This window comes from Clostridium sp. CAG:265 (assembly GCF_000436575.1).
Taxonomy (GTDB): domain Bacteria; phylum Bacillota; class Clostridia; order Clostridiales; family Clostridiaceae; genus Clostridium; species Clostridium lentum.
Genome location: NZ_FR886642.1, coordinates 1 through 15,334 on the forward strand (window position 1 = coordinate 1; position 15,334 = coordinate 15,334).

General features: G+C 28.5%; 11 protein-coding genes and 1 tRNA gene. 3 read left to right on the top strand and 9 right to left on the bottom strand.

What is annotated here, in order from left to right; genetic code table 11:
- Positions 1 to 23: 23 nt before the first annotated feature.
- A tRNA-Arg gene (locus Q5O29_RS10785) sits at positions 24 to 100 on the bottom strand.
- Between the two features lie 347 nt (positions 101 to 447).
- Here Q5O29_RS10785 and Q5O29_RS10790 point away from each other — a divergent pair.
- Entirely contained in the window at positions 448 to 1,623 is a 1,176-nt protein-coding gene (locus Q5O29_RS10790) for an MFS transporter (RefSeq protein ID WP_022212953.1), read from the top strand.
- Between the two features lie 44 nt (positions 1,624 to 1,667).
- Here Q5O29_RS10790 and clpB read toward each other — a convergent pair whose 3' ends face one another.
- Positions 1,668 to 4,268, bottom strand: coding sequence for an ATP-dependent chaperone ClpB (clpB, locus tag Q5O29_RS10795; protein WP_022212954.1), 2,601 nt, complete (start codon positions 4,266 to 4,268; stop codon positions 1,668 to 1,670).
- A 197-nt stretch (positions 4,269 to 4,465) separates the two neighbouring features.
- Between clpB and Q5O29_RS10800 the strand changes: the two genes are divergently transcribed.
- On the top strand, positions 4,466 to 6,532 hold the full coding sequence (locus Q5O29_RS10800) for a helix-turn-helix domain-containing protein (RefSeq protein WP_022212955.1): 2,067 nt from the start codon (positions 4,466 to 4,468) through the stop codon (positions 6,530 to 6,532).
- Positions 6,533 to 6,570: 38 nt separating this feature from the next.
- Here Q5O29_RS10800 and Q5O29_RS10805 read toward each other — a convergent pair whose 3' ends face one another.
- The 5 genes from Q5O29_RS10805 to Q5O29_RS10825 form a co-directional block, all read right to left on the bottom strand.
- A complete protein-coding gene (locus Q5O29_RS10805; RefSeq protein WP_022212956.1) occupies positions 6,571 to 7,833 on the bottom strand; it encodes a helix-turn-helix domain-containing protein in 1,263 nt (420 codons plus the stop codon).
- A gap of 17 nt (positions 7,834 to 7,850) precedes the next feature.
- Entirely contained in the window at positions 7,851 to 9,152 is a 1,302-nt protein-coding gene (locus Q5O29_RS10810; protein WP_022212957.1) for a helix-turn-helix domain-containing protein, read from the bottom strand.
- Between the two features lie 234 nt (positions 9,153 to 9,386).
- Entirely contained in the window at positions 9,387 to 9,557 is a 171-nt protein-coding gene (locus tag Q5O29_RS10815; RefSeq protein WP_022212958.1) for a hypothetical protein, read from the bottom strand.
- Positions 9,558 to 9,639: 82 nt separating this feature from the next.
- Positions 9,640 to 10,554 (bottom strand): viroplasmin family protein, encoded by a 915-nt coding sequence (locus Q5O29_RS10820; RefSeq protein ID WP_022212959.1) that lies wholly within the window; start codon positions 10,552 to 10,554, stop codon positions 9,640 to 9,642.
- A 27-nt stretch (positions 10,555 to 10,581) separates the two neighbouring features.
- The gene (locus Q5O29_RS10825) at positions 10,582 to 11,538 is read right to left on the bottom strand and encodes a YkvA family protein (protein WP_022212960.1); all 957 of its coding nucleotides are present in this window, start codon (positions 11,536 to 11,538) and stop codon (positions 10,582 to 10,584) included.
- 218 nt (positions 11,539 to 11,756) lie between these two features.
- On the opposite strand from Q5O29_RS10825, the gene Q5O29_RS10830 reads away from it, so the two are divergent.
- Positions 11,757 to 13,508, top strand: coding sequence for an ATP-dependent metallopeptidase FtsH/Yme1/Tma family protein (locus Q5O29_RS10830; RefSeq protein ID WP_022212961.1), 1,752 nt, complete (start codon positions 11,757 to 11,759; stop codon positions 13,506 to 13,508).
- Between the two features lie 41 nt (positions 13,509 to 13,549).
- Here Q5O29_RS10830 and Q5O29_RS10835 read toward each other — a convergent pair whose 3' ends face one another.
- Positions 13,550 to 14,233: an N-acetylmuramoyl-L-alanine amidase gene (locus Q5O29_RS10835; protein WP_022212962.1), complete on the bottom strand. Its 684-nt coding sequence runs from the start codon at positions 14,231 to 14,233 to the stop codon at positions 13,550 to 13,552.
- 282 nt (positions 14,234 to 14,515) lie between these two features.
- Complete coding sequence (locus Q5O29_RS10840) at positions 14,516 to 15,328, bottom strand: MetQ/NlpA family ABC transporter substrate-binding protein (protein ID WP_022212963.1); 813 nt, start codon at positions 15,326 to 15,328, stop codon at positions 14,516 to 14,518.
- Between the last annotated feature and the right edge of the window lie 6 nt (positions 15,329 to 15,334).

Sequence of the window (15,334 nt, forward strand, 5' to 3'; positions counted from 1 at the left end):
AACTGAACTACGTCCACCATACATGGTGCGTGTTAAGAGATTCGAACTCCTGGCCCACGCCTTAGAAGGGCGTTGCTCTATCCAGCTGAGCTAAACACGCATGTGTCTGTCGACTACTTTTAATATTATATAGACAAGTTCTACATATGTCAACAATTTTTTAAAACTTTGCTCAAAGTTTTAAAAAGTTAACTTTTAGAAACTACATTAGGCGTTTCATCCTAAATTAGCGAAGCGGTTAACTTAACAGCAACGGTTTAACTAACGAAGTGTTAATTAGCGTAGCGTTAATTCTTAACTAAACAAAGGCGTCTTAACTCGGCTTTGCATAAGCTACAAGCCAACTTAACTATAACTCTATTCCACTTAACTAATTAACGTTTCCAATCCCATCTCTATTATGGTAATATATCTCCATAAAATATATTCATTACACAGGAGGAAAAAATGAAAAACAAATCTTTAATATTTATATTATTACTTACCCTATTTAGTTCATTAACTTTCAGCATGGCACATCCAGTAACACCTATGCTTATGAAATCATTAAGTTTACCATCTTTTATGTTTGGTATTTTATTTGCAGTAATGGCTATTGGAAACTTTATTGGTTCTCCACTATGGGGAACATTATCCGATAATAAGGGAAGAATTAAATTTTTAATATTAGGTGCTTTAGGATATGGTTTTAGTCAATTGGGATTTGGATATGTAACTAACCCGTTAATAATTCTTCTTTTTAGATTTACAGGTGGTTTTTTTGTAGTAAGCTATCTAACTACTTCTATGGCTTATATTACTGATATAACCACTAAAGAAACAAGAGTTAAGTATATAACTTACTATTCAGCAACTAGTACAATTGGTTCTGCTCTTGGTTCTCTTTTGGGTGGTACTATTGGACGTAATAACTATAAAATTACATTTATTGTACAATTTATTTTCTGTATGATATTAGCTATATCTGTATACTTTTTATTGAATGAAACTATAACACCTTCAAGTGAAAAAATATACTTTAAGAAAAATAAATCTAATACTAATTCAACTTTTACTAATAAAAACTTAATGTCAGTTTTTATCGTAATAATATTATTTTTCTTTGCTTCCACAAGTTATAATTCGACAATAAATTATTATATAGAAGATGTATTAAATTTATCATCAACATTTATAGGTGCTTTCTTAGCTATAGCTGGTATAGTCGGATTTACAGTGAACTTATTTTTCACACCACTACTTACAAAATACTTTAAAGAAATTAATGTTTTTAAAATAATTACTTTACTTTTAAGCTTAACATTATTACTTATGGTTTATTGCAATAATTTAACAATATTCTTTTGTGCAGCAATACTTTTTGCTTCATTAGCAAGTATGCATATTCCTCTTCAACAAACTTTAATAACCAAACTATCTAATGGAAACTATGGCTCATTGATGGGTATTCTTAATTCTTGTAAAGCTATAGGTATGGTTGCTGGTTCACTTTCTGCAGGATTTATATTTGAACTTGGAAATAAATTACCTTTCTTTATTTCAGCTATAATTATTGCCACTGGACTTATTATATTAGCTTTATCAACAAAAAAAAGTTTGTCAAATAAAATTAAATCATATTAATTACAAAAACAAGGATATGACTTATTCCATATCCTTGATATTTATTATTCACTTTTTATTACTATTTCATCATCATGGCCATCAACAATTACATGTGAACCATAATGTACATCTCCAGAGATTATCTTTCTAGCAAGGTTATTTTCTAGAGTATTTTGAATAAATCTCTTAAGTGGCCTTGCTCCATAAACTGGATCGTAACCTTCAACAGCCAAGATATGCTTAGCTGCTGGTGTAATTTCTAAAGTTATATTTCTATCTTTTAATCTATTGGCAACTTCACCAACAAATATATCAATAATCTTTGTGATACCTGATTCAGATAATGGTTTAAACATAATTATATCGTCAACCCTATTTAAGAATTCCGGCTTAAATCTCATCTTTAATTCATCCATAACGGAAGCTCTTATGCTAGGATCTATACTTTCTTCAGAAGTATTTTCAAGCAAATAGTTACTTCCTATATTAGATGTCATAATAATTATTGTATTTTTAAAATCTACAGTCTTACCTTTATTATCAGTAAGTCTTCCATCATCTAATATTTGTAGGAAGATATTAAAGACATCTTCATGGGCCTTTTCAATTTCATCAAAAAGAATTACACTATATGGTTTTCTTCTAACTGCCTCAGTAAGCTGCCCACCTTCTTCATAGCCAACATATCCTGGAGGAGCTCCAACTAATCTAGATACTGTATGCTTTTCCATATATTCAGACATATCAATTCTGATGATATTTTCCTCTGAATCAAAAAGATTTCTAGCAAGTGTTTTAGCAAGTTCTGTTTTACCTACACCTGTTGGACCTAAAAAGATGAATGATCCTATTGGTCTATTTATGTCCTTTAATCCAGCTCTAGCTCTTAAAATAGCTGATGTAACTGCGGTAACTGCTTCACTTTGACCAATAACCCTCTTTTCCATTTCATCTTCTAGTCTTAATAATTTTTCTCTTTCACCTTCTAGAAGATTAGATACTGGAATTCCTGTCCATTTTGAAAGTATTTGAGAAACTTCTTCCTCAGTTACTTCTTCCTTAAGAAGTGCACCTTCATAATTCTCCTTTACCTCTACTTCCATCTGCTTAATAGCTTCTTCTAATGATGGAATTTCACTATATTGTATTTCAGCTGCCTTATTATAGTCATAATTTCTTTGAGCTTGCTCTAAGTTTCCTCTAGCATCATCAAGCCTACTCTTCAACTCTTTAAGTTTATCTATGGAACCTTTTTCTCTTTCAAATTTGGCAGTCATTTCATCATTTTTACCCTTAAGCTCTGCATATTCCTTTTCAAGAGCTTCTAACTTCTTTTTAGAACCTTCATCCTTTTCCTTAGTCAATGCTTCTTTTTCAATTTCAAGTTGCATAAGCTTTCTTCTTACAACATCAAGCTCTGATGGTAGAGAATCTATTTCTGTTCTTATCATAGCACCTGCTTCATCAATAAGATCTATAGCCTTATCTGGTAAATATCTATCTGATATATACCTATCTGATAATTTTGCTGCTGCAACTAATGCTGAGTCATGAATTCTAACACCATGATGAATTTCAAATCTTTCTTTTAACCCTCTTAAAATAGAAATTGCATCTTCCACTGATGGTTCATCAACAATTACTGGTTGGAACCTTCTCTCTAGAGCCTTATCCTTTTCTATATATTGTCTATATTCATCAAAGGTTGTTGCACCTATACAGTGAAGTTCTCCTCTAGCTAAAAGTGGCTTAATTAAATTACCAGCATCCATTGCCCCATCTGTTTTACCAGCACCAACAATAGTATGGATTTCGTCAATAAATAAAATAATTCTTCCTTCACTATTTTGAACTTCTTTCAATACAGCTTTTAATCTTTCTTCAAACTCACCTCTATACTTTGCTCCAGCAATCAATGAACCCATATCTAATGAAAAGATAATCTTATCCTTTAGACCTTCTGGTACATCTCCTCGAACAATTCTTTCAGCAAGCCCTTCTACAATAGCAGTTTTACCTACACCTGGCTCACCAATAAGCACTGGATTATTCTTAGTTCTTCTAGAAAGTATTCTTACTGTTCTTCTTATTTCATCATCTCTTCCTATAACTGGATCAAGCTTATGCTTCTTAGCTAGCTCCACAAGATTCGTACCGTATTTAGCAAGAGCATCATATGTTCCTTCTGGATCTTGTGTATCAACTCTTTGGCTTCCTCTTACTTCCTGAAGTACTTTCATAAAGCTCTTCTTATTAACACCATATTTATTTAAAATCTCTTTAGTTGATCCTTTTTTATCTACATCTAATATAGCAAGCATAAGATGTTCTACACTTATATATGAATCTTTAAATTCTTTTGCTATTTCATCTGCTGCAATAAGCACCCTATCAATATCCCTTGTTATATATGGTCCTGCACCTTCAGAACCACTGCCTGATACCTTTGGCATTCTTTCTAAAGCTGATGCAACATCTAATTTCATCATTTTTATATTAATACCCATCTTTGTGAAAATATTAGGTACCAATCCATCTTCTTGTTCTAATAAAGCAGAAAATAAGTGAATTATATCAATTTGTTGATGACTATATTTTACTGCTGTTAAATTGGCGTCATTTAATGCTTGTTGTACTCTTAATGTCATTTTTTCAACGTTCATTTATTTCACCTCGTTTATTTTTTTCTTACTATATTATTATAGTAATATAAAAGTCAAAGAAAGTCAAAGTATATTTTTATCTTTTTTCTTTTTATATTATTACCAGTATTTTTGTTTTATAATAAATTAATTGATATAATATTTACCATAAGCTTAAGATAGTAAAAAAGATAATTTTAGATAAAAGAGGTGAAATTTTGAGAAAGCAATATATAAACTATTCTTTAAATCTACCAGTGAATATTTCGTATTATAATATTCATAATTATCCCACTCACTGGCATAGTTCCACCGAGATCATTTATGTACTGGAGGGAACTATAAATATTTCCATAGATACAGATAGTTTTATTTTAAAAGAAAATGAAGTTGAAATAATTAACCCTGATGAATGTCATTCATTCTCCAGCGAAAGTGATAATAAAGTGTTGATATTTCAAATCGATCCTGATTTCTTCGAAAAATATTATAAGGATATTAGAAATGTTTTCTTTTATACTAATTCTAACGATGAAGAGGATCAAAGTGGCGAAAAATATGATGAGCTTAAATCTCTTCTTTGCAAAATATTATGTGAATTTGTTCAGACTCTAGATGATTTTGACGAACAAATAGAAGATATTCTAATCAACTTGCTTTATCATTTAATAAATAATTTTCACTACCTTACTACCGATAAAGAGGAGCTTAAAGAAAAATCAGAACAACTAGATAGATATCATCGAATCTCTAAGTATATCTTTAATAATTATAACAATAATATAACCTTACAGGAAATAGCTAAAAAGGAATTTCTTAGTCCACATTATTTATCTCATGAAATTAAATATGCTACTGGCCACAGTTTTACTCATTTAATAAATCTTACTCGTATAGAGGAATCAATTAAACTTCTTTTAGATACTTCTATGAGTATAACTGAAATATCTGAAGAAATAGGTTTTTCCCATGTACGTTATTATAATAAAAACTTTAAATTATATTTTGGTTGTACCCCCCTTCAATACAGAAAGAAATATTATTTAAACGAAAAGGATTTTGATAATTCCAAAAATGTTACTTCCTTAGATTTAAATAATGCTCTTAATTTATTATCATATAATTTAGAAAACTATGATAGGTTTAATTTTGAAAATAAACTTTGGAATATACATATAAACATGAATGAATCATTAAATATATTTGATAATAATTTCAAAGATATTCTAAATCTCGGTGAAGCTTTCGACCTGTTAATTGAAGATAATAAAGATATTTTAGAAGAGGTGCAAGAAGAAATACACTTTACTTATGGTAGACTGGAAAAGATGTTCCATAACGATATGGGGGTCTTCATAGATTCTGACTTTTATAATTGGAATAGAGCTAAATCTGTATTAGAATTTCTTTATGATATTGACATAAAACCATTAATAGTTATTGATAATTTAACCTTTACCACCGAAAAATATAGAAATGTTTTAAAAAGCTTTATTGAATATTTTTCAGCATTAGATTTTTCACCTATAGAACACTTAAAATTTCAATTTTCTTCTACCATAAACAAAGAAATTAAAAATAATCTTTTAGATTTTCTAAATAGTGAATTTAATTTCGAAATTTTGGATAATGATTTTATCATTGAAAACACTTTAAATCAAATATATGACACTTCTTACATGCTTCCTTATATAATACACAGTACTATCTTTAAAAAGGATAACCTTTCATTTTTAAGAAATTTTGATGTGTTAGAAAAAGCTACCAACATCACTAACGAAGTATTTATTGGAGCCTCTGGAATTGTTAATGATATGGGGATACGTAAACCATCTTATTATGCTTTTTATCTTTTAAGCAAGCTGGCTGATGAAATAGTATCCATTGATGATGGTTGTATCGTAACTAAATCTGATGACCTATGTGCTATACTTCTATATTGTCATAATAACGATATGGACTCTTTAGCTAAATATGACACTATCTATAAAAATGGTATATTAAAAAAATCCTTTAAAAAGAAATACTCTTTAAATATAGCTAATTTAAAAAGTTCAACAAGGATAATCACTTATACCATCGATGAAAGCACGGGTTCTTCCTATAACTATTGGCTTTCTATGGGCTCTCCTAAAAGACTTAACAAAGAAGAAAAAGAAATACTCCATAAAGCTTCTTATCCTAAAATTGAATTTAAATACAGCAAAAAAAATTCTGTCTTAAATATAATTACTGAATTAAATGGATACGGTGCAAAACTAATAATTTTACGAAACATAAAATAACAATTATTTATAAAAAGATAAGCAGTTTTGCTTATCTTTTATAGCTTCTTTTCTAAATTCATAGCTAAAGTAAAATATTTTATACATTCTTTTGGTTCATTTAAATTATAATATAAATCAGCCATTTCCAGACATCTCTTATATCTCTCTTCTTTATTGGCAAATCTAAATAAAGAATCTGTAGATAAATTCATATACATTTCTGCTTCTCTATATTTATTATTTTTTTGTAAAAGCATTCCTTTAAAATAATATGCTCTTTCAATAAGATGTAAGTCATTAAAGCATATAGCTAAATTCAAAGCAGTATCACAAATAGAAACAGCTAAATCAAGTTCATTATTATAATATAAAGTACAAATACATTTTATAAGAAATTTCACATATTCTCTTTCATTTTCCTTTGGGAAAATATCTATAGATTCTTTTATTTCATTTATTGCCTTAACATTATCCATTATGGCAAAGTAATATTTTCCATTTTCTGCTTTTGAATTTGCAACTTCAACTAAATCATTACCTTGATATCTTCTTGCAAGATTTATATATCTATCTGCCTCAACTTTATTTAACAATATATTTAAATTAGCAAACTCTTGATATATTTTTCCTTTATCCTTATTATCTTCAATATAATCTATATATTTTACGGCATTCATAAGTTTATTATATCCCTCTTGTATTTCATTAGTTTCTTTGTAGCAAAGCCCCTCTCTGAAACAAGTATATACATACCCCTTCTTATCTCTTATTCCATTTTCTTCAATTACTTCCCTTATCTTTGAGAAATAATTAATTGCTTCATTATACTCTTTCATCTTCATAAAAAATGAAGCCATATCATTATAATAAATCAAAGTATTTTTATCACTGCTACTTTTTTGATATAAATCATAATATTGCGAAATAAGAAGCTGTATATTTTCAATTTTATTATTTTCAACATAAAAATTTAATAATCTATGAATTAACTCAAATGCTAAGTCTAAGTATGAATAATCCATAGCATACTCTAAATTATAATTTATAAATTCATCTATTTTATTAAGTGGTACTTTATTATTTCTTAATAAATTAAGATTTTCTTCTATTTGTTCATAAACATCTTGAACTAGATAGTTATAATCTATATCAATTTTTTTAGAAATATACTGTAATACTTCACTATCTGCCTTTATTTTTCCATTTTCAATACAGCTCATTTTAGAGATAGATATTTCATCACTACATAGTTCCTTAAGTGTTATCCCTTTATAAACTCTGGCTCTTTTTATTTTTTCTCCAGTTGATAATATTTCCATTCCTACCCCCAAATAACTTAATTATTTAGAATACCTAACTCCTTAAATATTGTAACTCCTTGATTTAAATATTCAGCTGCTTCGCCATCTTTTTTTAGATCTATATATAATTTACCAATAATTATAGCAACTTGTGCTGCTCTCTTCTCTAGTCCATTGTTTTTTGCTAGATTAAATGTATCTATTAGTATATTCTCTGCTTGCTTGTACATTTCTCTAATCATATAAATTCTATACCATAAAAGATTATATTCAACTAATTGAGGAATACTACTTTCATTCATTAAGCTACGTATTTCATCTAAAACCTCTTCACATTTGTCTAAGTTTTTAAGCTTAATATAATTTTCGCAAATATTAATAAGCGTTTCAATAATGCTTCCATCTTTACTCTTTAATCTTATTTCCTTAGCTATTTCAAAATGTTTAAATGATTCTTCTAAATTATCAAATTCATAGAATAACTTCCCTAAATTATTTTCTATATTTGATATACTCTTTTCTTGCTGTAATTCCTTGTAAACTTCCAGTGTCTTTTGAGAATATTTTATGGCATTAACTAAATCGCCTTTCTTATTATAGTCTTCTGATAATAATAATAATGCTTTTGCATACTCTTCTCTATTATGTATCTGTTGGAACTTCTGCTTAGCTAGGAAAGAATAATTTATTGATTGCGAAATATTTTCTACCTTATAATAGGCATCTGCCATTTGATAATATATTTCTCCAAGTAAAAAATCATTTCCTATATTATTATCAATATATACTTTTTCAGCTTGACGTAAATAGCTAGTTGCTGAATGAAATGCTTTTAGCTTCAATGTTATCTTTCCTAAATTCAAGAATGTCTTAATAACCTCTTCATAATTATTATTCTTTATAAATATAACATTAGCTGATAGGTAAAATTGTTGAGCTAGAACTAATTCATTTTTACTCATACATATATTAGCTCTCAAGAATAATTTCTTAGCTTTTCTATATTCTAAATGAAACTTTTCATCATAATACAAAGCATTTTCTATATATTTTTCTGCTGTTATATATCCACCATTTAATATATATGATTCTGCAATCTGTTCGTAATAAATACTTATTTTTTCAGCTTGTGTTTCCTCTGACTCCATTAGATATTCCACAGATGTATTAAGAGCTCCAGCTAAGTACTCCAATAAATCCATTGACGGATTAGATCTTCCAGACTCAACTAAACTTATTTGCCCAGGTGTTATTCTATCACCTGCTAAGTCTTTCAATGTCATATTTAATTCTTTTCTTATTCTTTTGATTTTTTCGCCTAATGATAGAATTTCCATGTAATTATTCATCCTTTACAGTAAATTTATATAAATATATACCAATTTTCCCTATATATATTAATTATATCATAAATTTATCCAAATATATATTTTTTTTTACTTATTCTAATATAAATACGATATTAATAAAAAAAACTGCTACATTTTTTGAGGGCACTGAAAAACATTAAATTTTTCAGTGCCCTCTATTTTTATAGCAGTTTTTTATTAAAATAAATATAGTTATAAAACTCACTTCATATAACACATAATATTGTCATATGTATCATTAGCCATACATCTAGCTCTTTTCTTAGCTCTCTTTATGTTTCTTTGTGTTTTTCTATCGAATTCTGGAAACATCACAATTCCCATAACAGTTCCAATGGCTAATCCCAACATCATTGATTTAACTATTTTCATTATTAACACCTCACTTATTTCACCATAAATATTATATGTAAAATAAATAAGATCTAATCAGCAAGTTAAAATGTAATTTTTTCTATTTCTTTAATGTATATTGAAGAAGATATTCAATAAAATCTTCTTTCTTTTCTTCACTTAATTTAGATATTTCATTCATAATTCTATCTTTATTTTCAGCATATTCTTTCATTAAAACTTCAAAACTTTCTTCTTCAGCTTCTTCTTTTCTTTCATCACCAACCACTATAATATTTTCACTATATTTAGTAATTAATTTAGAAAGCTTTTCTTTTACTTCTTCACTTACCACTTTAATTTCATTACTACTTAGCCATTTTTCTACAATTTTATCAGAAGCTATTCTCAACTTTTCCTTACATATCTCATCTGCTAGTTCATTAAACAAATCTCCAGTATGGCTATCTACCTTTACAAATATGATTTCCATACCGCTATTTATGAAGTTTTGCATCTTTTCATAATATATTTTTGATGATTCTTCTTTCCTTTCCCAGAACCCTGTTGCATGATAGCATATGCCTATATAATCATGGAAAATAACAACTTTTTTCTCATGATTTTTCTTGGCATACTCTACACCTCTAACAGTAGCATCTAATTCTCCTGCTATCTGCCTTATATTTCTACTAGAATCATTAATTCCAATGCCTCCATCAATATATTCTATGATATTATTCTTCATGGCAACAAGACCATATGAGTATTGCTTCGTAGCCATATTATAACTTCCATCCACATATATATGCAAACAGTCCATAGGATAGTTATTATCTTCTTTCTTTAATACATCATTGGAATTATTTAAGAATTCATTGGCATCTACCATACTTTCAAAACTTTTATATTTTGCTCCTTTAACACCTTTAACATACTTTAAACATTCAGCCCATGTATTAACTACAATATTTTCTACTTTTTTATTATTTGTTGAATCAAAACCTTCTTTTATTGCATATACTTTTTTTGCCATCAACATCTGCTCCCTTAATTATCATCTTTATATTGAAACTATTTCATCTATTATACCATAGATAGTTTCTACATTTTTCGCACCAGTAAAATCTGTAACATATTGTGCAGCAGTTTTTAATACTATCACTATATTATTTTTTCCACCCCAATTTTCCAAGATTACTTTTGCTGGAACATCTTCAATTATCTTATTTAAGGCAAAAAAAGCCATAGCAATATCATCAATCTTTCCAATGAAAGGAATCTTATCCGGTATTATATCACTTGGTACTGCCATATAGCATATCACTGAAGATATAATTACCTTTGTCTTAATAGGCACTCTCTTATCCTTCAAAAGCCTATAAATCAATGCTATAATATCAGGTATTATAAGTATATAATCACTATATTTCTTAATCTTTATAGGCATTTTTTCCTTAACTTTTTCCCTTCCTACAGTATAGCAATCTTCTACTTTTTTAATTTCTTCTTCTTGGTAAACATCATTTTTTACACTTCTATCTATAAGCTGTACATCTTTCTTAATCAATCCTGCTGTAGAAACTTGTACATTACTTACTTCCACATTTACACATCCTAAATAGCAAAAAATATTTTCTATATCAAAATCCACATATGACACATCTTTTAATACATACTTATACTCTATTTCAACTTTCCCTTTATTATAAGTGATTCCCTTTTCCTTAAAAGATTTTAAAAGATACTTTATAGCCATATTTTTAATAAATTTTAAAATTCCAATATTTAATACTTTTATTTTTGTTATCTCTATTTTTATTATGTTATTTTCATAAGATTCAAATTTTAAATTTACTAAAAAATCAATATTAAATCCTTTATTAAGCCTTCCTGTAATATTTATTCCATCACTTATTTCAATATTTTTTACTTCAAGCCCTTCAACAGATACAAATTCACTATAAATACTTAATAAATCTTCTCCTGTTAAATTCACTTTTATTTTTGTAATATTCATTCCTTCAATCCCCCGAATATAGTTATAATTTTCCACTTACCGAAACATATATAAAAAGTATACTTCATTTAAATAAATTTTTAAAGTTACTTCTAACTTCTAACCTCTAAACCTTTTCCAGTAATTTCATTGGTAAATAATATGTCTTTTATTAGACTTTTTATTTCTTAAGTCTATAATAAAATTAATTTAAGGTTATTTACAAAGGAGGACTATCATTGAAAAATAATAAATTTAAGATAATTTTAATCCCAATAATCACCGCTGTACTCTCTTTAATAGTGTTGGGCTTTTCCTCTTTATATCCCAAAACTAAAAATAGTAAAACTTATTCTAATTTTCTTGAAGATTTAAATAACGAGGAAATTTCACAGGTATCCTTTAATTCATCATCAAAGATTTTAGTTACTTTAAAAGATGGATACACTTACCTAACAGATAATCCTAATTCTGAAAATTTTAAAGAAAATTTACTACTTAATAATATAGATGTTGTAGAAGAACCTGTTGCTCCTCTTAGCAAAACTATACCAGCAACTATTTTGATAATATCAATTTTTGCCATAGTGTTTCTTAAACTCAACAAAGGCTTTACGTCAAAATCATCCTTTGGTGAATTAAATCTACAGGATTTTAGCAATAAAGATTTAAATAGCTATGACTTTAGTAAAGTAGCAGGAAATGCTGAAGCTAAAGAAAGTTTAAATGATATCGTAGACTTTTTGAAAACACCTGAAAAATATAGCTCTTATGGAGCAAAAATGCCTAAAGGAATTATTCTCTATGGCCCTCCTGGTACAGGGAAAACGCTTTTAGCAAAAGCTGTAGCTGGTGAAGCTGGTGTACCATTTTATGCTTTAAGCGGCTCAGACTTTATACAAGTTTATGCTGGTGTAGGAGCCAGTAGAATAAGAAGCCTATTTAAAAAAGCTAAATCTCATGGAAAAGCTGTTATTTTTATCGACGAAATCGATGCTATAGGTAAAACAAGATCTGGTGGAAATGCTTCTTCTACAGGTAATGATGAACGTGATCAGACTTTAAATGCACTACTTACTGAAATGTCAGGTTTTAATGATTCTGATGGAATAATTGTAATAGCTGCTACCAATAGGTTAGACACTTTAGATTCTGCTTTATTAAGACCTGGACGTTTTGATAGGCATGTGGAGGTATCACTTCCTGATTTGAAAGCACGTGAACAAATATTAAAGCTTTACCTAAAAAATAAACCTCATGAAACAATAAATATAGAAAGCCTAGCTAAGAAAACAGCTTATTTTTCTGGTGCCAAACTAGAAAGTTTAATAAACGAAGCTGCCATTCTAGCTGCTAAACGAAATAAAGGCTCCATTACTTCTAATGAAATAAATGATGCTTTCTCCCTTGTACTAGCTGGAGCTAACAAGAAAGAACGTTCACATTTGAAGAAGGAAGATTTATTATTAACAGCATATCATGAAGCAGGTCATGCACTAGTATCGTTAATTGTACTACCTGAAGAAACTATCTCAAAGATAAGTATAATCCCTACTACTAAAGGTGCTGGTGGCTATACAATCACCATTCCTCAAGATAGCAGCTATCAACGAATTAATTATTTAAAATCAAAAATCATGGTTCTTTTAGGTGGTAGAGCTTCTGAGGAACTTATTTTTAATAAAAGTCAGATTTCAACTGGTGCTCAAGGAGATTTAGGGCAAGTAACTGATATTGCCATTGCTATGATTGCTGAATATGGTATGGGTGAAAGTTTAGGGCTATTAAAAATATCCAACCTAGGTAATCTTACATCAGGCTATGGTAATATAATTGTGGAAGAAGCAAAACTTCTTATAAATAATTTATATCAGGAAACTATAGATTTATTAAATAATAATAAATCATCTCTTGATAAGCTAGCTCTTCTACTTTTAGAAAATGAAACTCTTCATGAAGAAGAAATTGAAAACTTTAAGAATACTATTTAAAAGGAATTCCTCCAGGAATTCCTTCATTAATTTTCTATTATTTAATTTCCTTCATAAGGTACTACATAAGCATCTTTTACACCATCTTCATTAAGTTGTAAAACTTTATCCATTGCTGAATCATAATCCTTATAATATCCTACACATACTCTATAGGCTCTTTTCTGCATTTTTTTAGGAACCATTCTTTCACTGCTTAAAAGCACCTTATCCTTATATGCTAAGCATGCTTTAGCCACCATATAACCATATTTTTTACTATCAAAATTCTCCATAACTTTAATATTGCTAATGTACTCACCATAAACAATTACTGCATTGCAATTAATATCCTTATATAAATTACTTTCATTTATTACTCCACAATCTGCTGTATTTAACTCACTTTGTATTTCACACTTTATAAGTTGTGCTAAATATTCCATATCACCTGTTCTATTTACATAAGCTACTTTTACACCTTTTATGTTTATATCATCACTACTGTTCATGCGAAAAATAACTAATATTTCTATTTCACTATCTTTTATTATACCCTTTCTCTTACTGGCACTTATATACTCATCCATTTCCCTTGTAATTATAGTTTTTTCCCCATTTCTCTCCAAATGCCTTTGAGCCTCTAATACTGCTTCTAATACAATAGTACTCTCCCTTTCGCCATATGCTCCTATGTGTCCTATTTCAGCTCCTCCACCAAATGGATATAATCCCCATAATGACATAACTTTATCTCCTTATACAAAAAAATCTCATTATACTATATTTTATTTTATATAATCTTGTGTCATTTTAGCTAAGAAAATATACTGATGTAAATATTTAAACACAAATTAAAACAGCATGCTTTGCATGCTGTTTACATATACGTTTCCCTATATTTATTGCTTATATTTATTACTGCTTTTTATTTTTCTAAACCATCTTTTTTTCATTGATGATTAGCAGATTTCTTATTAATCCTCCTTAATTTTAGCCCCTTTAGGAGGAAATATAAAATTTCTTATTTAGAATACTGGTACTACCGCACCTTTATATTGCTTTTCTATAAATGTTCTAACATCATCTGAAGTTAACACTTCTATTAAATCTTTAATTTTTTCACTACTTTCATTTCCTTCTTTAACAGCTAATACATTTCTTCTAGCTTTCATTTCTTGTGAATTTTCATCTTCAACAAATAAAGCATCCTTTGTTACATCTAAATCAGCATCTAAAGCATAGTTTCCATTAATAACTGCTATATCAATATCATCAAGTGCTCTAGGTAACTGAGCTGCTTCTAATTCTTTAAATTGTAAATTCTTTGGATTTTCAGTTATATCTGCCACCGTAATAAGTTCTCCATCTTTAACCTTTATAAGTCCTGCTGAAACTAATACATTAAGTGCTCTAGCCTCATTACTTGGATCATTAGGTATCGCTACTGTTGCACCATCTTCTATGTCATCAATACTTTTATATTTATATGAATATGCGCCCATTGGCTCCACATGTATTTCTGATGCACTTACTAGATGAGTACCATTTTTTTTATTAAATTCTTCTAAATAAGCTAAAGTTTGAAAATAGTTAGCATCTAATGCACCATCTTCTAATGATGTATTTGGTTGAACATAATCTGAAAATTCCACAATTTCTACTGTGTATCCCTTTTCCTCTAATACTGGTATTACATGCTCAACAATTTCCCTATGCGGTACTGGTGTTACTCCTATTTTTATAGTCTTATCATCTGCTGTATTTTTGCTGCCACACCCAATTAACCCCATTGTTAAAACACCTGCTAGTGCTAGTGATAAAATTGATTTTTTCTTCATATTAAT

What these genes read in the sequence shown, in the direction of transcription:
- Q5O29_RS10790 (WP_022212953.1), top strand. Translation starts at nt 448, where the DNA reads ATGAAAAACAAATCTTTAATATTTATATTATTACTTACCCTATTTAGT.
- clpB (WP_022212954.1), bottom strand. Translation starts at nt 4,268, where the DNA reads ATGAACGTTGAAAAAATGACATTAAGAGTACAACAAGCATTAAATGAC.
- Q5O29_RS10805 (WP_022212956.1), bottom strand. Translation starts at nt 7,833, where the DNA reads ATGGAAATATTATCAACTGGAGAAAAAATAAAAAGAGCCAGAGTTTAT.
- Q5O29_RS10810 (WP_022212957.1), bottom strand. Translation starts at nt 9,152, where the DNA reads ATGGAAATTCTATCATTAGGCGAAAAAATCAAAAGAATAAGAAAAGAA.
- Q5O29_RS10815 (WP_022212958.1), bottom strand. Translation starts at nt 9,557, where the DNA reads ATGAAAATAGTTAAATCAATGATGTTGGGATTAGCCATTGGAACTGTT.
- Q5O29_RS10820 (WP_022212959.1), bottom strand. Translation starts at nt 10,554, where the DNA reads ATGGCAAAAAAAGTATATGCAATAAAAGAAGGTTTTGATTCAACAAAT.
- Q5O29_RS10825 (WP_022212960.1), bottom strand. Translation starts at nt 11,538, where the DNA reads ATGAATATTACAAAAATAAAAGTGAATTTAACAGGAGAAGATTTATTA.
- Q5O29_RS10835 (WP_022212962.1), bottom strand. Translation starts at nt 14,233, where the DNA reads ATGTCATTATGGGGATTATATCCATTTGGTGGAGGAGCTGAAATAGGA.
- Q5O29_RS10840 (WP_022212963.1), bottom strand. Translation starts at nt 15,328, where the DNA reads ATGAAGAAAAAATCAATTTTATCACTAGCACTAGCAGGTGTTTTAACA.